This window comes from Phaeacidiphilus oryzae TH49 (assembly GCF_000744815.1).
In the GTDB taxonomy this organism is placed as follows: Bacteria; Actinomycetota; Actinomycetes; order Streptomycetales; family Streptomycetaceae; genus Phaeacidiphilus; species Phaeacidiphilus oryzae.
In genome coordinates, this window is the sequence record NZ_JQMQ01000005.1 from 6,729,702 (window position 1) to 6,747,793 (window position 18,092).

Below are 18,092 nucleotides of genomic sequence, written 5' to 3' on the forward strand. Positions count from 1 at the left end.
CTGCGAGAGGTGGACGATGAGTCGGACGGATGGCGCCGCCGGGGCCCGTGCGCGGGATGGGGCCGGAGCGCGGCCGACGCTGGAGGCAGTGGCCGAGCGGGCCGGTGTCGGGCGCGGCACGGTGTCGCGGGTGATCAACGGATCGCCGCGGGTCAGCGAGCGGGCGAAGGCCGCCGTCGAGCAGGCGATCGCCGAGCTGGGGTACGTCCCCAACCGGGCCGCGAGGGCTCTCGTCACAAGTCGAACGGACTCGATCGCCGTGGTCGTCCCGGAGACCGAGACCCGTTTGTTTTCCGAACCTTACTTCTCCGAGATAATCCGCGGAGCGGTGGCGGAGCTGTCCGACGCGGACAAGCAGGCGCTGCTGATCCTGGTGCGCACCGAGCGGGAGCGGACCCGGCTGGCCGACTACCTCGCGGCCCAGCGGGTGGACGGGGTGCTGCTGGTCTCCGTGCACGGGCACGACCCGCTGCCGGGGATGCTGGAGCGGCTCGGCCTGCCCACCGTGCTGGGCGGCCGCCGGAACGACGCCGAGACCTTCAGCTACGTCCACGCGGACAACGTGGGCGGCGCGCGGGCGGCCGTCCGCCACCTCGCCGGCCGGGGGCGGCGGGTGATCGCCACGATCACCGGCGACCTGGACCAGGAGGGCGCCAGGGCCCGACTGGACGGCTGGCGGGCGGCGCTGGCCGAAGCGGGGCTGGACGCGGACGACTCGCTGGTCGGCGTCGCCGACTTCAGCGAGCGGCAGGGCGAGGCGGCGATGCGCGAGCTGCTGGCGCGGCGGCCGGAGCTGGACGCGGTCTTCGTGGCCAGCGACGTGATGGCGGCGGCCGCGATCCGGGTGCTGCGGGCGGAGGGGCTGCGGGTGCCGGAGGACGTCGCGGTGGTGGGCTTCGACGACTCCTTCATCGCCCGCCACACCGAGCCGCCGCTGACCTCCGTCCGGCAGCCGACGGAGGAGATGGGCCGGGCGATGGCCCGCATCCTCCTCTCCCAGCTGACCGACCCGGAACGGGTCCATGAGCAGGTCGTCCTCGGCACGGAACTGGTGGTGCGGGGCTCGGCGTGACGAAACGGCGGCCGCGAGGCCGCGGCCGCGGCTGCGGTCATCGGCTCGGGGGCTGCGCCTGCGCCCCCGTCGTCGGCCGGACCGGTCGGTGGCGGGCGCCTGGGCCGGGGCGAGGCGGGTGCGCCGACGGGGCGGGTGCGCCGACGGGGCGGGTGCGCCGGTAGGGCGGGCGCCACGACAGGGCGCTGCGCCGACAGGGCGCTGCGCCGGCAGGGCGGGTGCGCGGGACGGGCGTGCGGCGGGGGCCGGCGCGGAACTCGGAGCGGGCGCCGACCGGGGCACCGAGAGCGGGCCGAGGCGGCCGATGGGCCGTGGACGTCGTCGGCACGGCTGGGGGTGGCCTCGGCGGTGCAGGAGAGGTGGCCGGGGGGCGCCGTCGGGGCGGTGGTGTTAGGCCGGGGACGGGCCCGGTGGGGCTGCGGTCTGCGGGCCGGCGCGGGGGGCGGGGCTGGGCCCCAGGGCGCGGGCGCGGGGTCAGGCGGAGCGGCCGGCGGGGGGCTGGAGGCCGGAGAGGATGTTGTCGAAGCGGCGGCGCGAGGTGGTGGACTGGACCCGCAGGCGGCTGATCCGGAACGGGTCGGGTGACCCGTCCGCGGACTCGCGGTGGTCGAAGAGGGCGTGGTCGTCCAGGAAGGCCGACCGGTAGCCGAGTTCGCCCAGCACCGCCGCCGCCCGCGGATCGGCCGCGCCGTCCGGATAGGCGAAGGCGGTCGGCGCCGTGCCGGTGAGGCGGGTCAGCGTGCGGTGGGCGTCGGTGATCTCCGCGCGGACCGTCGCGTCGTCGCAGCGCGTCAGCAGCGCGTAGGACTGCGACTGGCTGCCGATCTCCACCCCGCCGTCCCGCAGCAGGCCGAGGTCCGCGGCGGTCAGCTGGAGCCGCCCCGGCGCCTGCCGGCGGGTGCTCACCCGCAGCTCGGCCAGCGTCCGGTGCCGGTCCGGATCGGGCATGGCGCGCAACTGCCGCAGCACGTCCGCCGGATCGGCGGACGGCAGGGCGCGGGCGCGTCCGCCGTTCGCGGCCAGGAAGGCCGCCTCCTCCCACCACAGCGGCCGCTCGGTGCCGAGCAGCCCGGCCACCACGAAGGCCACCGCGGGCACTCCGGCCCGGGCCAGCACCGGCAGGGCGTCGGTGACCGCCGAGCGGTGGCCCTGGTCCAGGGTGACCAGCACGGCGTGCGGCGGCAGCGGTTCGCCGCCGGCCAGGGACTCCTCGACCCGGGCCAGCGAGACCGGATTGGCCTGCGAGGCCACCCGCTCCATCTGGGCGCGGAACGACTCCCGGTCGTCCACCCCCTGGTAGGAGAGGACGGCCAGCCGCCTGGCCGCGCGCTTGCGGAGGATCGGCTGCATCGGCGAGCGGCCGAGGAGCGCGCCGAGCCCGCGCCGGCGGGCGAGTATCCCGCGCTCGCCGCGCTCGCCGGGCTCGTCGCCCCAGGTGGAGTCGCCCACCGGCCGGGCCGGCGGCGAGGTCGTGCGGTCCGCCCGTGTGGGGGCGGCGGCAGCGCCGTGCGTCGCCGCGACCCAGGGTGGCGGTGCCGCGGGGCGGTTGGCGGTCATGGTGTTCGGCTGTCGCACGGTTTCCCCTTCCGTCGAGCCGAAGCGACCGCACGGGGTGGTCGGTCGCGTATGCATGACCCGCACCCTCCGACGAAGGTTGTACGCCCGGGGGCGATATCGCGGTTGTCCGCGAGGTCTCCCCATGCTGCGCCGGTCCATCCCAGTCCCTTCGCCGGACCGCCACGCCGGGGTGAAGGCCGGTGAGCGAAGGGTGGGGGTTCCACCAGCGGATTCTTCGAGGATCGTCACGCGGGATCACCGATGGGCGACAAGGAGTGCCCGCCCTCGGCGGCCCCGCCGTAGCGTGGTCGGCGTCAGCGGCGGCGGCCCGGAGAGGGGCGGGTCCGCGGAGCGCGAGCGGGGTGTGGCGAGGCTCGGAGGGAGCGCCATGAGCAGCGGTACGGCATCGGCGGGCGCGCCGGCAGCGGCGGGCGGCGCGATGGAGTGGACGGGGAGCGCGCGCAACTGGTGGCAACTGGTGCTGGGCGCCGTCGCGGGGGTGTGCGTGGCGATCGGGGTGCTGGTGGTGCTGGACGTGCAGGACGCGGCGTCCGGTACGGCGATGGCGATGACCGCCGCCGGCAGCCTGGCGGCGGGGCTGCTCCTCGGGGCCGGCGCGCTCGCCTTCCTCTGGGTGCGGGTCGGCGTGGACGGGGAGGGGGTGACCGTGCGCTGCGGCGCCGGCGGGCTGCCGCGGGCGCGGTTCCGGCTGGCGGATGTGGCGGACGCGTCCCGCGCCGAGGTCTCGCCGCTCACCTGGGGCGGCTGGGGCTACCGCTTCCGCGGGGCCGGCCGGGAGCGGGCGTACGTCATCCGGGGCGGGCCCGCGCTGGTGCTCCGACTCGGCGACGGCCGGCGGGTGACGGTCACGGTGGACGACCCGGACGGCGCTGTCGCGGCGATCGCCGCGGCGCGGGCGGCGACGACGGCCGGCGGCCGCGAGAGCTGATCGGGCGCCCGCTTCCGGGCCCCGGGCCGTGGTCGCGGACCCCGTGCGGTGGTTGCGGACCCGTGCGGTGGTTGCGGCGCCCGTCATCCGCCCCCCAGGCGCTCGGAGTTCGCTTGCGCCGGGGGCACCCGCGCGAGGGCCGCTCGGCGGCACGATGGCTGCGGTGTCCGGCAGCCACCCTCGCCGCCTCGCCGAGAGGCCCGGGTAGGTCCCCTGCGAAGGCCTTTCGACGGTGCGCCGAAAGCACGCACCGGACGCCGAGGGCTTCGGCGCAAGGTCCGCATCCCCGCCCTAGCGGGGCGCGGCGGGTGGTGGCTCGGGGCGGGCGGTGGTGAGGCCGAGGAGGAGGCCGGTGGCGGCGGCGACCAGGGGGGTGGTGAGGGCGTCGGCGGTGGCGGCCTCGACGGCGAGGAAGGTGAGGGCCGCGGCGCCGGTCAGCGCCTGCGGTGCCGGGGCGGGGGCCAGCAGCAGGGCGTACTGGCCCCAGACGTATGCGGCGCCGAGCAGCAGCAGGCCGGGGAGGCCGAGCTGGGCGCCGGCGCGGAGGAGGGCGGGGACGGCGGTGGGGGAGTCCAGCAGTCCCGGGCCGAGGCCGCGCAGCGGGTGCGCGGCGAGCTGCGCGTACGCGGGATGCCAGGCCGGCAGGAGTCCCTGACGGGCGGTCAGCAGTGCCCCGGCGGCGATCGCCGCGCCGAGGGTGCCGAGCAGCAGGATTCCGCCGAGCCGGTGCCGGGCCCGTACGCCGGCCGCGCAGACCAGCACGGTGCCGACGGCGGCGATCGTGCCCGGTGAGAGGCCGGCGGTGAGGGCGAGCTGGGCGGTGGTCAGCAGCGCGACCAGGAAGAGTGCCCGGCGGGCTGCCCAGCGGTCGGCCCGCAGCGCGGCCAGGCAGAGCAGCGCCACGGCGAGTGCGGAGAGCGCGGCCGTGGGCGGGGAGGCGGCGATCGACGGCCGGACGGCGGGTGCCGGGACGGCGTCCGGGGCGAGGGCGGAACCCGTCAGCGCGGGGACGAAAGCCGCCAGGGCGGCGAGCACGGCCAGGGCCAGCCCCGCCGCGGCCGGCGCGGCGGCCGGGCGGACGGCGCCGGCGATCCTGCCCACCGCGAAGCCGGCGGTCGCCGCAAGCAGCGCGATCAGCGGGTCCTCGGGGCGGGCGTCCCGCCCCGCCGAGCAGTACACCACCCAGGATGCGCAGGCGACGAGCAGCAGCAGCCCGGTGACGTCGGCGGAGAGCGGCGGCGGCGCGGGCAGGCTCCTGGGGGCGTGCTGGGCCGCGGGCGGGTCGGGCCCCTCGGGCGGGCCGGATGCGCCCGCCGACGCCGGCGGGTCGGCGGCGCTGGGGCGGTCGCGGGGCGAGGCCGGAGCGAAGGTGCGAGCCGCGCCCGTGGGAGCGCTCGCCGCCTCCCCCGCGCCCTCGTCCGGGGCCGATACCGCGGGCAGCGGCGCCCCGCTCTCCGGCGAATCGTTCCGCCGCCTGCTGTGCGGGTTGTGCCGGCCGCCCGGCTCGTGCGGGTCACCCGGCGTGGGCGGGCCGTCCGGCTCGTGCGGGTCACCCGTCGGGGGAGCGGTGCTCGGCGGGGTCGGTTCGGCGTTGGTGTGCGGTGGTTGATGCATCGTCGACATGCGGCCGTCGCCCCCCGTGCTCCCCGTGCGCGGCGGTCTCGGCCCGTCGGAACGCCGCCTTTCCCACGTTAGCGCCCGGGCTCGCCGGTGGTGTCGCTCCGGAGCCGGGAAAATCCAGCACGTAGGGTCTGGCACATGCCAGTACCTGAATTCGTGCGCGAGCTGCGCCAGATGATCGGCCGGCACCCCCTCTGGATGCCCGGGGTGACGGCGGTCGTGCTCGACGACGAGGGCCGGGTGCTGCTCGGCCGCCGGTCGGACACCGGGAAGTGGGCGCTGATCACCGGGATCCTGGACCCCGGTGAGGAGCCCGCGCTCGGCACCGCCCGCGAGTGCCTGGAGGAGACCGGCGTCGAGGTGGTCGTGGAGCGGCTCACCAGCGTCACCGTCTCCCCGCCGCTGGTGCATGTGAACGGCGACCGCGCGCAGTACCTCGAACTCACCTTCCGCTGCCGGGCGGTGGGCGGCGAGGCGCGGGTGAACGACGACGAGTCGCTGGAGGTCGGCTGGTTCTCCCCGGACGACCTGCCGGCGGACGTCGGCCCGCGCCAGCGCCAGCGCCTGGCGCACGCGCTGAGCGGGGCGGCCGAGGCCTGGTTCGTCGGCGCGGACGGCGAGGCGGACGCGAAGCAGTCGCTCGCCGGCTCCTGAGCGGCCGGCCGCGGTCGGACGGACGGCGGCGGCTACTTCTGGACGCGGTAGGCGTCCTCCGCGGCGTCGATGACGGCGGACAGGTCGCCGCCCGCCGAGGCGGTGACGGTGGCCGCCACCGCCCCTTCCAGGAACGGCGCGTTGGCCAGCCTGGTGGGGAACGGCAGGCCGTTCTCGTCGGCGTCCGCCAGCAGTGTCTTCGCGGTCAGCACGGCGCTGCCGATGTCGGCGACCAGGACCACGCCCTGGCCCTGGTCGGCGCGCTTGGCCGCGGCCAGCACCAGCTCGCTGCTGGTGCCGAGGCCGCCGCCCTCGACGCCGCCGGCCGGTACCACCGGCGCCGGATCGCCGGTGCCCACCAGGGCGACGGCGAACTCGGCCACGGCCGCGGCGACGGCGCCGCTGTGCGAGACCAGGACCACGCCGACTCGGTCGGGCGAGGTGGGGGAGGACATGACGACTCCTCATTCTCTGTGCGGGTGTTGCGGGTTGAGGCGGGGGGTCGGAGGCGGGCAGCGGGGTTCAGTCGCCGCGCGCGGCCCGGACGAGGGCGTCCAGCAGCAGCGCGGAGGAGGTGGCCCCCGGGTCCTGGTGGCCGATGGAGCGTTCGCCGAGGTAGCTGGCCCGCCCCTTGCGGGCCTGCATCGGCGTGGTGGCCTCGGCTCCGGACCGGGCCGCCTCCGCCGCCGCCTCCAGCGCCTCGACCAGTCCTGCGCCGGAGCCGATCGCCTCGCGGTAGGCGTCGGCCGCCGGACGCAGCGCGTCGACCATGGTCTTGTCGCCCGGGGCCGCGCCGCCGAGCTCCTGAACCCCCGTCACGGCCGCGTCCAGGGCCTCGCCGAGGCTCTCCGGGGTGGGTTCGTCGCCCAGGGCCTTGCCGGCCCGGCGGAGGGCGGTGCCGTAGAGCGGGCCGGAGGCGCCGCCGACCTTGCTGACCAGCTGCCGGCCGGCGGCGATCAGCACGGCGGGCGGCGCGTCCGGCGGGGTGGCGGCGAGGGCGTCGAGGACGGCGGTGAAGCCGCGGTCCAGGTTGGCGCCGTGGTCGGCGTCGCCGATCGCGGAGTCCAGCTCGGTGAGGTGGCCGGCCTCCTTGTGCACCGACTCGGCGGTGAGCTGGAGCCAGCGGAGGAAGAAGTCGGTGTCCAGGGCGGGGGACTGGGGGGATGTCATGGGGGCGGGGGTCTCCTTCCGGTCGCGGGCGGGCTACCAGCGCAGGGCGGGGGTGTTCACCGGGGCGTCCCACAGCCGGAGGAACTCCTCGTCGGCCCGGCACAGGGTGAGGAGGCAGCCGGCCATGTCCAGGCTGGTCACGTAGTTGCCGACGAGGGTGCGGGCGACCCGGATGCCGCGCGCCCGCAGGATCCGGTCCACCTCGGCGTTGAGGATGTACAGCTCCAGCAGCGGCGTCCCGCCCATGCCGTCGACCAGCAGGAGCACCGGGTCGCCGTTGTCGTGGAGGTCGCCGAGGATCGCGTCCAGGGAGGCCTCGGCGATCTCGGCGGCGGTCATCATCGGGCGGCGCTCGCGGCCCGGCTCGCCGTGGATGCCGATGCCCAGCTCCAGCTGGTCGGCGGGGAGGTCGAAGGTGGGGGTGCCCTTGGCCGGGGTGGTCACCGAGGTGAGGGCGACGCCGAAGCTGCGGGAGAGCTCGTTGGCCTTGCGGGCGGTGGCGGCCACCTCGGCGAGCGGGGCGCCGGCGGCGGCCTGCGCACCGGCCAGCTTCTCCACGAAGAGGGTGCCGCCGGTGCCGCGGCGGCCCGCGGTGAAGGTGCTGTCCTCGACGGCGACGTCGTCGTCCACCACGACCTGCTGGACCTGGATGCCGTCGTCCTCGGCGAGTTCGGCGGCCATCCGGAAGTTGAGGACGTCCCCGGTGTAGTTCTTGACGATGTGGAGGACGCCGGCGCCGCCGTCGACGGCCGCGGTCGCGGCGGCCATCTGGTCCGGCACGGGGGAGGTGAAGACCTCGCCGGGGCAGGCCGCGTCCAGCATCCCGGGGCCGACGAAGCCGCTGTGCAGCGGCTCGTGGCCGGTGCCGCCGCCGGAGACCAGGCCGACCTTGCCGCTGACCGGCGCGTCGGCCCGGACCACGATCTGCTGCTCCACATCCACCCGCAACTCCGGGTGCGCCGCCGCGAGTCCGCGCAGCGCGTCCGAGACCACGCTCTCCGGACTGTTGATCAGCTTCTTCATGGCCGGGCCTTCCCTCCGGAGCTTCGACTGGACGCTGGAGCCGGTGCCACTCTCGCAGGTGATCGCCCGGCGGGGAACATCCCGCGCCGTGCGGCCCCTTCCGGATTAGTGGAACAGGTTCTAGTCTGAGCCGCCCGAGCGGAGCGGAGGGAGTGGCCGCCATGGACCTGGACTACACGCCGGAGCAGAACCGGCTGCGCAGCGAGGTGCGCGAGTACTTCGCGGAGATCATGCCGGAGGACGCGCACGGCCGGTTGAACGATCCCAAACGGCAGAAGCGGTTCTACCGCGAGATCAACCGGCGTCTGGGCAGCGACCACTGGCTCGGCGTCGGCTGGCCGACGGAGTACGGCGGGCGCGGGCTCGGCCCGGTGGAGCAGTTCGTCTTCTTCGACGAGGCGGCGCAGGCGGGCGTGCCGCTGCCGCTGATGGCGCTGAACACGGTCGGCCCCTCGATCATGAAGTTCGGCACCGAGGAGCAGAAGAACTACTTCCTGCCGAAGATCCTGGCCGGCGAACTGGACATCGCCATCGGCTACTCCGAGCCGGACGCGGGCACCGACCTGGCCGCGCTGAAGACCCGCGCGGTCCGCGAGGGCGCGGCGGACGACCCGGACGCGGTCTACGTGGTCAACGGACAGAAGATCTGGACCACCAACGGAGACACCGCCGACTGGATCTGGCTGGCCGTCAGGACCGACCCGGAGGCCCCGGCGCACAAGGGGATCAGCATCCTGCTGGTGCCGACCGACGACCCCGGCTACTCGACCACCGTCATCCGCACCCTCGCCGGGCACGACACCACCGCCAGCTACTACGAGGACATCCGGGTCCCGGCCTCGCGGCGGGTCGGCGCGGAGAACCAGGGCTGGCGGCTGATCACCAACCAGCTCAACCACGAGCGGGTGACGCTGGCCGCGCACGGCACGATGGCCGTACGGGCGCTGAACGACGTGCGGCGGTGGGCCGCGGAGACGCCGATCGCGGGCGGGCGGTATGTGATCGACCTGCCGTGGGTGCGGCAGCGGCTGGCCCGGGCGCACTCCCGCCTCGACGCCATGAAGCTGCTCAACTGGCAGATGGTGGACGCGATGTCGCGCGGCACCCTGACCCCGCAGGACGCCTCCGCGGTCAAGGTCTACGGCAGCGAGGCGCGGCGGGACGCCTACTCCTGGCTGCTGGAGGTGGTCGGCGCGGGAGGCGCGCTGAAGGAGGGCTCGGCGGGGGCGGTGCTCCGCGGCGATCTGGAGCGCGGCTACCGCAGCGCGGTGATCTTCACCTTCGGCGGCGGCAACAACGAGATCCAGCGGGAGATCATCTCCTGGATCGGCCTGGGAATGCCGAGGGTGCGGAGGTAGCGCCGGCCCGTCGGAAGCGCCCCGCGCGATAGCCGCGGGCCGGTCGCGGCCGCCATACTTGAGCCGGCGGGGCCTCCAGGGCCCCGAAGGCGGCGCGGACGGCGGGGGACACAGCGCGGTGGTGGAGGACGGGACGCTCATACAGCGCCGATACCTGCTCAGCGGACTGCTCGGGCGGGGCGGGATGGGCGAGGTGTGGCGTGCCCGGGACGAGGCGCTGGACCGGATGGTCGCCGTCAAGTGCCTGCGCGCGGCGGCGGTTTCGCGCCGCAGCGGGGGCGCCGGGCATCCGGGGAGCCCCGAGGGGACGGGGGAGCGCGCCCGGGTCGCCGAACTGCGGGAGCGCTTCCGGCGGGAGGCGCGGGCGGCGGCGCGGCTGCAGCATCCCGGGATCACCGTGGTGCACGACTTCGGCGAGTACGAGGGCGTCCCCTACCTGGTGATGGAGCTGCTGGACGGGGAGAACCTGGGGCAGGTGCTGGACGGGCTGCCCGGGCGGCGGCTCGACATCCCGTCGGTGGTCTCGATCGGCGGCCAGGTCGCCTCCGCGCTGGCGTACACCCATGCCCGGGACGTCATCCACCGGGACCTCAAGCCGGCCAACGTCATCCGGCTGTCGGACGGCAGCGGTACGGTCAAGATCTGCGACTTCGGGATCGCCCGGCTGGGCGGGGAGATCGGGCTGACCAGGCGTACCTCGGTGGCGGGCGGCCCGTGGCTGGGCTCGCCGCACTACATGTCGCCCGAGCAGATCGCGGGGGAGGACGTCGACCTGCGGACCGACCTCTACTCGCTGGGCTGCGTGCTGTACGAACTCCTCACCGGGGCGCCGCCGTTCGACGTCAGCGACCACTGGGCGGTGATGCTCCACCACCGGGACACCCCGCCGCAGCCGCTGGCCGCGCGGGGGCGCGGGGACGTGCCGCCGGGCCTGGAGCGCCTGGTGCTCGAACTGCTGGCGAAGTCGCCGGAGGACCGGCCGGCCGACGCGGCGGAGGTCGGGCGGCGGCTGGCCGCGATCGCGGCGGGCCTGCCGGGGACGATGCCGGGCAGCGGCGGTCCGGCGGGGGCGCCGGGCGGATGGACGGTGGCGCTGGATCTCGGGGCGATGGGCGGCGCGGGGGGCGCGGGCGGCGGCGCGGGCGATCTCACCCACGCCGGCGTGACGCTGGGGCGGGAGCCGGGCGCGTCCGGGGAGCCCGTGCCCTCCTGGGCGCGGGACTTCGGCGGCGGGCCGACCGTCGGGCAGCTCGCGGCGGGCGCGGCGCGGGCCTCGCTGCCGCCGGCGGACGGACTGACCGGCCACTGGACCCTGCCGCCTGCGGCGGGGGCCGCCGCCGTGGACCCCTCGGAGGCCCCGACCGTGCCGAGGCGGGCGCTGCGGTCCGGCGAGTCGTCCGGTCCGGCCGCCGTCCTGGTGCTGACCGAGCCGCCGGTGCCGGAGCCCGGGACGGGGCCGCCGCCCGCCGAGAGCGAGGCCGGGGACGCGGCGCCGTCGGAGCCGGAGACGGCGGACGCCCTGTCGGAGGCGGGCTCGGACGCGGAGGCGGGCGCTGACGCGGAGACGGGCGCTGACGCGGAGGCGGGCGCCGACGCGGAGTCGGAGCGTGCGGCCGTCGGCGGCGGCGCGGAGGCCGAGGCCGGTGGCGGCGCCGGCGCTGAGGCTGACGGCGGCCCCCGCGCCGACGAGGCCGGGCCCGCCGCCGGCGCCGCTGAGGCCGAACCCGGCGCCGCTGAGGCGGCTGAGGCCCAGGCTGGCGCTGCCGAGGCTCGCGGCGACGCCGCTGACTCCGGCGCCGGCGCCGCTCGGCTCGCCGAGGCGGGGCAGCCCGACCCGGCGTGCGAACTGCCGCACGCGCCCGCCGATTCGGCAGCCGCGCCGGGCGACGGTGCCGGGCCCGAGCCCGATCCCGATCCCGCGAGGGGCGGCCGGGCCGCAGCCGGGGCGCTCACTACGGCCGGCGAGGCCGCTCCATCCACCGACGAGGCAGCGAGGACGTCCCCACCCGGCGGCACCGAAGCCGCTGCCGCGCCCGAGGGCGCCGGCGGTGCGGCCCGGGATCCGCGTGGGTCGGACGGCGGCGAGGCGACGGGGGTGGTCGGTGCCGAGGGCGTCGGCGCCGCCGTACGGCGGGACGGTGAGGGCGAGGAGGAGGGCGCGTCCGCCGAGGCGCTGCATCGGGCCGGAATGAGTCTGGGGCGGCTCGGCCGGTGGGACGAGGCCGTGGACGCGCACGAGGCCGCCGCGCGGCGGCGGGCGGGGTCGCTCGGCGCCGGGCACCCGCAGACCCTGACGTCCCGGCACGAGGCGGCCTTCGCGCTCGCCCGCGCCGGCAGGCTCCCGGAGGCGCTCGCGGCCCACCGCGCGCTGGCGCAGGCCCGCACCCGCGCGCTCGGCCCGGAGCACGAGGACACCCTCCGCAGCCGCCAGGAGGTCGCCTTCACCCTGGCCCAGCTGGGCAGGCACGAGGAGGCCGACGCCGCCTACCGGGCGGTCCTCGCCGACCGCCTCCGCCTCCAGGGCGCGGACCACCCGGACGTGTTGCGCTGCCGGCACAACCTCGGCGTGAACCTGGGCCGGATGGGCCGCCAGGAGGACTCCCTGCGGGAGATCACCGCCGCCGCGCAGGGCCGCACCCGGGTCCTCGGCCCGGACCACCCCGACACCCTCGCCACCCGCCACGAGCTCGGCTGCTGCCTGGGCCGCGCGCAGCGCTGGGAGTCCGCGCTGCGGGTCTTCCAGAAGGTCGCCGAGGACCGCGCGGCCGTCCTCGGCCCGGGGGACCCGCAGACCGTCAACTCCCGCTACGAGACCGCGATCGCGCTCGGCCGGCTGCGCCGCTGCGCCGAGGCGGTCGAGCTGTACGGCGAGGTGGCCGCCGCCCGTGCCGCCCGGCTCGGGCCGGACCATCCGGAGACCCTGCGGGCCCGGCACGGCCGGGGCGTCAACCTCGGCCGGCTCGGCCGCTGGGAGGAGGCGCTCGACGAGGCCCGCGCGGTCGGCGCGGCCCGCCGCCGCACCCTCGGCCCGGAGCATCCGGACACCCTCGTCAGCCGCCGCGAGGAGGCCGTCGCGCTGGGCCATCTCGGCCGCTGGCAGGAGGCGCTGGTGCAGTACCGGGCGGTCTGCGCGGGCCGTACCCGCGCCCTCGGGCCGGACCATCCGGCCACCCTGGCCGGCCTCAACGACCAGGCGAACTGCCTGGAGCGGCTCGGCCGGGTCGCCGAGGCGGTGGCGCTCTACCGCCAGGTCGCGGAGATCGAGCGGCGTACCGCCCGGCAGCCGGAGTCGGCCCGCCGGAACGGAATCTGACGGATCGTCAGAAACCCCTTCCGATCGCACGCCGTCTGCGGCATCCTGCCGCCCATGCGGACAGAACTCGCGGAACAGCTGGGCATCAGGCACGCCGTCTTCGGTTTCACCCCCTTCCCCGCGGTGGCCGCGGCGATCAGCAGGGCGGGCGGCCTGGGCGTACTCGGCGCCGTGCGCTACGGCGATCCCGAGGAGCTAGAGCGCGACCTGCAATGGCTGGACGAGCACACCGAAGGCGCCCCGTACGGCGTGGACGTGGTGATGCCGGCGAAGAAGGTGGAGAACGTCTCCATCGAGGACGTGGAGGCGATGATCCCGGCCCAGCACCGGGAGTACGTCCGCGGCCTGCTCGCCAAGCACGGCGTCCCGGAGCTGCCCGAGGGCGAGGGCGGCGGTTGGCGGATCACCGGCTGGATGGAGAACGTCGCCCGCTCCCATGTCGACGTGGCCCTCGAACACCCCATCAGACTGCTGGCCAGCGCGCTGGGCTCGCCCCCGCCCGACGTCATCGAGCGGGCGCACGCGGCCGGGGTCCAGGTCGCCGCGCTGGCCGGCAGCGCCCGGCACGCCCTGCGGCATGTGGAGGCCGGCATCGACATCGTGGTCGCCCAGGGGCACGAGGCCGGTGGGCACACCGGCGAGATCGGCACGATGGTGCTGGTCCCCGAGATCGCCGCGGCCGTCGCGCCCCGCCCGGTGCTGGCCGCCGGCGGCATCGGCAGCGGCGAGCAGGCCGCGGCCGGACTCGCCCTGGGCGCCCAGGGCGTCTGGCTCGGCTCGGTGTGGCTGACCACGGAGGAGGCCGGGCTGCGCTCGCCGGTGCTGAGGGAGAAGCTGCTCAACGCCGGTTCCGGCGACACCGTCCGCTCCCGGGCGCTCACTGGCAAGCCCGCGCGCCAGCTGCGCACCGAGTGGACGGACGCCTGGGACGATCCCAGCGGTCCCGGCACCCTGCCGATGCCGCTGCAGGGGCTGCTGGTCGCGGACGCCATCGACCGCATCCAGCACTACGAGACCCCGCAGCTGATCGGCACCCCGATCGGGCAGATCATCGGCAGCATGCGCGAGGTGCGGCCGGCCGCCGCCGTGGTGGAGGACATCGTGACCGGCTTCGAGCGGGCCGTCGACCGGTTGGACGCCATGCGAGGTGAGGCGAAGTGACGAGCTCTCAGCGGACGGACGAGACGACGCGGGCTGGGCAGGCCGGGCAAAGCCAGCAGGCCGGGCAGGGCGGGCAGGCCGAGCAGGCCGGGCAGGCCGGGCAGGCCGGGCCGAGCCAGCAGGCCGGGCAGACGGCGCAGACGGCGCCGGCCGTCGCGGCCGAGCAGGCCGGCTTCTGGCGGCAGGCCGCCGCGGACCCGGACAGGATCGCGCTGGTCGCCCCCGACGGCGAGGAGTGGACCGCCGGCCGGCTGGTCGGCGACGCCCATCGGATGGTGCACGGTCTCCGCGCGGCCGGTCTGGGCCGCGGTGACGCCTTCGCCATCGTGCTGCCCAACGGCCCGGAGTTCTTCGCCGCCTATCTCGCCGCCACCCAGGCCGGGATGTACCTGGTGCCGATCAACCACCATCTGGTCGGGCCGGAGATCGGCTGGATCGTCTCGGACAGCGGCGCCAAGGTGCTGATCGCCCACGAGCGGTTCGCGGAGGCGGCCACCGCCGCGGCCGACGAGGCGGGCCTGCCGGCCGACCACCGGTACGCGGTCGGGGAGATCGACGGTTTCCGCCCGTACGCCGAACTGCTGGCGGGCCGGTCGGCGGAGGAGCCGGCGGACCGGGAGTCGGGGTGGGTGATGAACTACACCTCGGGGACGACCGGCCGGCCGCGCGGCATCCGCCGTCCGCTCAGCGGGCGCTCGCCGGAGTCGGTCCCGCTCGGCGGGTTCCTCGGGATCTTCGGGATCCGGGCCGGGGAGGGCCACGTCCACCTGGTCTGCTCGCCGCTGTACCACACGGCGGTCCTCCAGTTCGCGGGCGCCGGGCTGCACCTGGGGCACAAGGTGGTGGTGATGGACAGGTGGACCGGGGAGGAGATGCTCCGGCTGATGGACCGTCACCGTGCCACCTACACCCACATGGTGCCGACCCAGTTCCACCGGCTGCTCGCCCTGCCGGAGGAGGTGCGGGCACGGTACGACGTCTCGGCGATGCGGCACGCCATCCACGGCGCCGCGCCCTGCCCCGAGCATGTGAAGCGGGAGATGATCGAATGGTGGGGCGAGTGTGTGGAGGAGTACTACGCGGCCAGTGAGGGCGGCGGGGCGTACGCCACCGCGCGGGAGTGGCTGGAGCGGCCGGGGACGGTCGGGAAGGCCTGGCCGATCACCGAGATCAAGATCCTCGACGACGACGGGTACCCCGTCCCCACCGGCGAGTTGGGCACGGTCTACATGAATATGAAGACCGGCGGCTTCCAGTACCACAAGGACGCGGAGAAGACGAGGAAGGGCCGGGTCGGCGACTTCTTCACGGTCGGCGACCTCGGGATGCTGGACGAGGACGGGTATCTCTATCTCCGCGACCGCAAGATCGACATGATCATCTCGGGCGGGGTCAACATCTACCCTGCGGAGGTGGAGAGCGCCCTCTTCAAGCATCCGGCGGTGGCCGACGCGGCGGTCTTCGGCGTGCCCAACGAGGACTGGGGCGAGGAGGTGAAGGCGGTCGTCCAGCCGGCCGACGGCTACACCCCTGGCCCGGAACTCGCCGAGGAACTCCTCGCCTTCAGCGCGCGGGAGCTGGCCCGGTACAAGTGCCCGCGGACGGTCGACTTCCTGCCGGAGCTCCCGCGCGACCCGAACGGCAAGCTCTACAAGCGGCGGCTGCGGGCGCCGTACTGGGAGGAGCGGGACGCGAAGTCCTAGGGCCTGGACCGCGATTCGGCTCGCCGCGACGGCGACGGCGACGGCGGAGGCGGGGCGAGAGCGGGGACGGGTGTGAAGGCGGAGGCGGGGGCGGAGGTTTGACGGTATGTCGACTTCCGCCTCCGCCTTCGGCGTGCCCGGGGGACGGCCGGTTCGCCCCCGACGCGTGTCCCGCCCGGCCCGAGCCCGCGACGGCGCCGGTCCGCCACGGGGGGCGGGCGGGGAAGCGGAAGGCGGCCCTGCGGTTCTGCGACTGATTGCTAACGACAGGGGGCGGTCCGGCGGGCACCGTGGGAGGTGGATGTTGTCGAACCACGAAACGGGGGTTTCGGAGTGGGCGACGAACAGCAAGCCGATGCCGCGGTCAGAAAGAGGATCGCGGACATCGCGCTCTCCCAGAAGGGCGACACCGCCACCTCTCACGGCGGTTACTTCTCCAGTGCGCACGGCGACCACGGTGCGCCGGAGGAGTGGTGCGCCGACTTCGCCAAGTGGGTGTGGCAGCAGGCCGGCGCGGACGTCGACGGCCTGACGGCGGCTGCCGGGAGCTTCTACCTCTACGGGAAGAACCACGAGTCGTACGCGGAGAAGCCGGCGGTCGGCTCCGCGGTGGTCTTCGGCTACCGCGGCGGCGGCACTGCCCAGCACGTCGCCATCGTGACCGAGGTGCGGCACGACGGCACCATCGTCACGGTCGGCGGCAATGAGGGCCACAGCGACCCGACGGAGGTCAAGGAGGAGGGCCCGTATCCGTCGGCGCTGGGCCCCAACGCGTACATGGGCATGGACATCTCGGGCTACATCGCCCCGGTGGTCCCCAACAGGCCGGTGGGCGGCCAGCCGCCGCCCGGCTGGTGGCACCGCCTGTTCCCGCCGAAGAAGCCGCACCCGGCACCGCCCCACACCACCACTCCTCCGGACCAGTCGAAGAAGGGCACCGTGGCCACTCGGGGAAACGACAAGAACGGCTACAACCTCGACATCGCGCAGACCGTGTACGACGTCGGCAAGCAGATGAACGTCGACGACAAGGTGATGCTGGCCGCGTTCGAGACCGGCATCGTCGAGTCCCGGATGCAGAACCTGAAGGGCGGTGACCGCGACTCGGTCGGCGTCTTCCAGCAGCGCCCGTCCCAGGGCTGGGGCACGGTCGCCCAGTGCGAGGACCCGTCCTACGCCGCCCGGCAGTTCTTCCTGCGGGCGGTGAAGAACGACAAGGACAACCCGAAGTACACCGCCGGCCAGCTGGCGCAGAGCGTGCAGCGCTCGGCGTTCCCGGACCGCTACGACAAGATGGAGAGCTCGGCGAAGCAGCTGCTCGCGGAGGTCGTCGGAGCGCCGGCGCCGAAGCCGACGCCCACTCCCACGCCGACCCCGACACCGCCGCCGAAGCCGACACCCACGCCTACGCCCACCCCGACTCCCACGCCCACCCCGACACCGACACCGACACCGAAGCCCACGCCCACCCCGCAGCCGGCGCCGGCGCCCGACCTGGTGAAGGTGCTCTCGCAGCTCGTCGCCGTGCTGTCCCGGGTGGAGAACGACGAGGCGCGGCTGGCCGGGGCCGCGGAGGCGGTGGACCTCGCGCTGATCGACCCGGCGGCCGTGGGCTCCGGTCTGGTGGAGTCGCTGTCGACCCTCGGCTCCCGGCTGTCGCGGCTGCGGCAGATGGAGGAGGTGCTGGCGGCCGGCCGTACCGCGGTCACGCTGTGGCAGCAGGCGGTGGAGGGCTCCGGCCGGATCGAGGTCCCGCTCGCGGCCCTGCCGCAGGCCGGACCGGGCGAACCGGTCGGCCCGGCGGATCCGGCCGAGCCCGCGGTATCGCTCGAAGTCGCGGACGCCGGAGGCCCGTTGCAGGCCGGCGAGCCCGCCGGGCCCGTCGCGACCGCCGCGACGGCCGCGACCGCCGGGCAGGTCGAGCTCTTCCGCCGGATCGCCCAGGCGGAGGCCGTCGCGGACTACGAGAGCCGGCGCTTCGTGGCCGCCCGCACGGATCTGACCGCGGCCAACGAGGCGGCCACGGTGCTCGCGGCCGAGCTGGAGAACACCAGGGTGGAGCTCTTCCGCAGCAGGGAGGAGTTCGAGGAGGCCCGCACGCTGGCCGCCGAGCTGCGGGCCGAGCTGGACCGGGTGCGGGCCGAGGCCGCCGTGGTGGTCCGGGAGGCACAGGAGAGCCTGGGCGAGCGGGACCGCGAGCAGGCCGCCGCGGACCAGTTGGCCGCCCGCGCCGAGCTGGTGCAGAGCGAGCTCGCCGAGGTGCGTGCCGAGGCCAGGGCCGAGGCGGAGCGGCTGCGCGAGGACCTGGCCGCGGTCCGGGCCGAGGCGAAGGCCGCCAGGGAGGCCGAGCGGGCCGAACTGGCCTCCGCCCGCGAGCGCGCGGACGCGGCGACCGCCCGCGCCGACCGGCTGGCCGAGCAGCTCGACGGGCAGCGCGGTCAGCTGGTCTGACCGAGCCGCCCGAGCACGATCGGGGCCCGCTACTCCCTCCCGCCTTCCCCGTGGGGAGGGG

The 18,092-nt window shown here is 75.9% G+C and carries 13 protein-coding genes; 8 read left to right on the forward strand and 5 right to left on the reverse strand.

Annotation, left to right across the window (positions count from 1 at the left end):
- The first annotated feature begins 16 nt into the window (after nucleotides 1-16).
- Complete coding sequence (locus tag BS73_RS33635) at nucleotides 17-1,072, forward strand: LacI family DNA-binding transcriptional regulator (protein ID WP_051941302.1); 1,056 nt, start codon at nucleotides 17-19, stop codon at nucleotides 1,070-1,072.
- A gap of 474 nt (nucleotides 1,073-1,546) precedes the next feature.
- On the opposite strand, the gene BS73_RS33640 is transcribed toward BS73_RS33635, so the two are convergent.
- Nucleotides 1,547-2,647 carry a polysaccharide deacetylase family protein gene (locus tag BS73_RS33640; protein WP_235215618.1) on the reverse strand — a complete coding sequence of 367 codons (1,101 nt, stop codon included), beginning with the start codon at nucleotides 2,645-2,647 and terminating at the stop codon, nucleotides 1,547-1,549.
- Nucleotides 2,648-3,017: 370 nt separating this feature from the next.
- Here BS73_RS33640 and BS73_RS33645 point away from each other — a divergent pair, with 370 nt between their 5' ends.
- Nucleotides 3,018-3,578, forward strand: coding sequence for a hypothetical protein (locus BS73_RS33645; RefSeq protein WP_063837200.1), 561 nt, complete (start codon nucleotides 3,018-3,020; stop codon nucleotides 3,576-3,578).
- 291 nt (nucleotides 3,579-3,869) lie between these two features.
- Here BS73_RS33645 and BS73_RS33650 read toward each other — a convergent pair whose 3' ends face one another.
- Entirely contained in the window at nucleotides 3,870-5,201 is a 1,332-nt protein-coding gene (locus tag BS73_RS33650; protein ID WP_051941304.1) for a hypothetical protein, read from the reverse strand.
- Nucleotides 5,202-5,336: 135 nt separating this feature from the next.
- On the opposite strand from BS73_RS33650, the gene BS73_RS33655 reads away from it, so the two are divergent.
- Nucleotides 5,337-5,852, forward strand: coding sequence for an NUDIX hydrolase (locus BS73_RS33655; RefSeq protein ID WP_051941305.1), 516 nt, complete (start codon nucleotides 5,337-5,339; stop codon nucleotides 5,850-5,852).
- Between the two features lie 32 nt (nucleotides 5,853-5,884).
- Here the strand turns inward: BS73_RS33655 and BS73_RS33660 are convergent, their stop codons facing one another.
- The 3 genes from BS73_RS33660 to dhaK all read right to left on the reverse strand — a co-directional run bounded on the left by BS73_RS33660 (nucleotide 5,885) and on the right by dhaK (nucleotide 8,045).
- Entirely contained in the window at nucleotides 5,885-6,307 is a 423-nt protein-coding gene (locus BS73_RS33660; protein ID WP_037578107.1) for a PTS-dependent dihydroxyacetone kinase phosphotransferase subunit DhaM, read from the reverse strand.
- Nucleotides 6,308-6,374: 67 nt separating this feature from the next.
- Nucleotides 6,375-7,022: a dihydroxyacetone kinase subunit DhaL gene (gene dhaL / locus BS73_RS33665; RefSeq protein ID WP_037578108.1), complete on the reverse strand. Its 648-nt coding sequence runs from the start codon at nucleotides 7,020-7,022 to the stop codon at nucleotides 6,375-6,377.
- Between the two features lie 33 nt (nucleotides 7,023-7,055).
- A complete protein-coding gene (gene dhaK / locus BS73_RS33670; RefSeq protein WP_037578109.1) occupies nucleotides 7,056-8,045 on the reverse strand; it encodes a dihydroxyacetone kinase subunit DhaK in 990 nt (329 codons plus the stop codon).
- 161 nt (nucleotides 8,046-8,206) lie between these two features.
- On the opposite strand from dhaK, the gene BS73_RS33675 reads away from it, so the two are divergent.
- From BS73_RS33675 to BS73_RS40210, 5 genes are all read left to right on the forward strand, one after another.
- Nucleotides 8,207-9,403: an acyl-CoA dehydrogenase family protein gene (locus BS73_RS33675; RefSeq protein WP_037582437.1), complete on the forward strand. Its 1,197-nt coding sequence runs from the start codon at nucleotides 8,207-8,209 to the stop codon at nucleotides 9,401-9,403.
- Nucleotides 9,404-9,524: 121 nt separating this feature from the next.
- Entirely contained in the window at nucleotides 9,525-12,716 is a 3,192-nt protein-coding gene (locus BS73_RS40585; protein ID WP_322987318.1) for a serine/threonine-protein kinase, read from the forward strand.
- A 54-nt stretch (nucleotides 12,717-12,770) separates the two neighbouring features.
- Entirely contained in the window at nucleotides 12,771-13,877 is a 1,107-nt protein-coding gene (locus BS73_RS33685) for an NAD(P)H-dependent flavin oxidoreductase (RefSeq protein WP_037578110.1), read from the forward strand.
- The gene (locus tag BS73_RS33690) at nucleotides 13,874-15,580 is read left to right on the forward strand and encodes an acyl-CoA synthetase (RefSeq protein WP_084704559.1); all 1,707 of its coding nucleotides are present in this window, start codon (nucleotides 13,874-13,876) and stop codon (nucleotides 15,578-15,580) included. Before BS73_RS33685 ends, BS73_RS33690 begins: the two co-directional genes overlap by 4 nt.
- 333 nt (nucleotides 15,581-15,913) lie before the next feature.
- On the forward strand, nucleotides 15,914-18,031 hold the full coding sequence (locus BS73_RS40210; protein WP_051941307.1) for a CHAP domain-containing protein: 2,118 nt from the start codon (nucleotides 15,914-15,916) through the stop codon (nucleotides 18,029-18,031).
- Nucleotides 18,032-18,092: the final 61 nt, after the last annotated feature.

Bases quoted from the DNA above. Each gene is read 5' to 3' on its own strand.
- BS73_RS33635 (WP_051941302.1), top strand. From the start codon at position 17: ATGAGTCGGACGGATGGCGCCGCCGGGGCCCGTGCGCGGGATGGGGCC.
- BS73_RS33645 (WP_063837200.1), top strand. From the start codon at position 3,018: ATGAGCAGCGGTACGGCATCGGCGGGCGCGCCGGCAGCGGCGGGCGGC.
- BS73_RS33650 (WP_051941304.1), bottom strand. From the start codon at position 5,201: ATGTCGACGATGCATCAACCACCGCACACCAACGCCGAACCGACCCCG.
- BS73_RS33655 (WP_051941305.1), top strand. From the start codon at position 5,337: ATGCCAGTACCTGAATTCGTGCGCGAGCTGCGCCAGATGATCGGCCGG.
- BS73_RS33660 (WP_037578107.1), bottom strand. From the start codon at position 6,307: ATGTCCTCCCCCACCTCGCCCGACCGAGTCGGCGTGGTCCTGGTCTCG.
- dhaL (WP_037578108.1), bottom strand. From the start codon at position 7,022: ATGACATCCCCCCAGTCCCCCGCCCTGGACACCGACTTCTTCCTCCGC.
- dhaK (WP_037578109.1), bottom strand. From the start codon at position 8,045: ATGAAGAAGCTGATCAACAGTCCGGAGAGCGTGGTCTCGGACGCGCTG.
- BS73_RS33675 (WP_037582437.1), top strand. From the start codon at position 8,207: ATGGACCTGGACTACACGCCGGAGCAGAACCGGCTGCGCAGCGAGGTG.
- BS73_RS33685 (WP_037578110.1), top strand. From the start codon at position 12,771: ATGCGGACAGAACTCGCGGAACAGCTGGGCATCAGGCACGCCGTCTTC.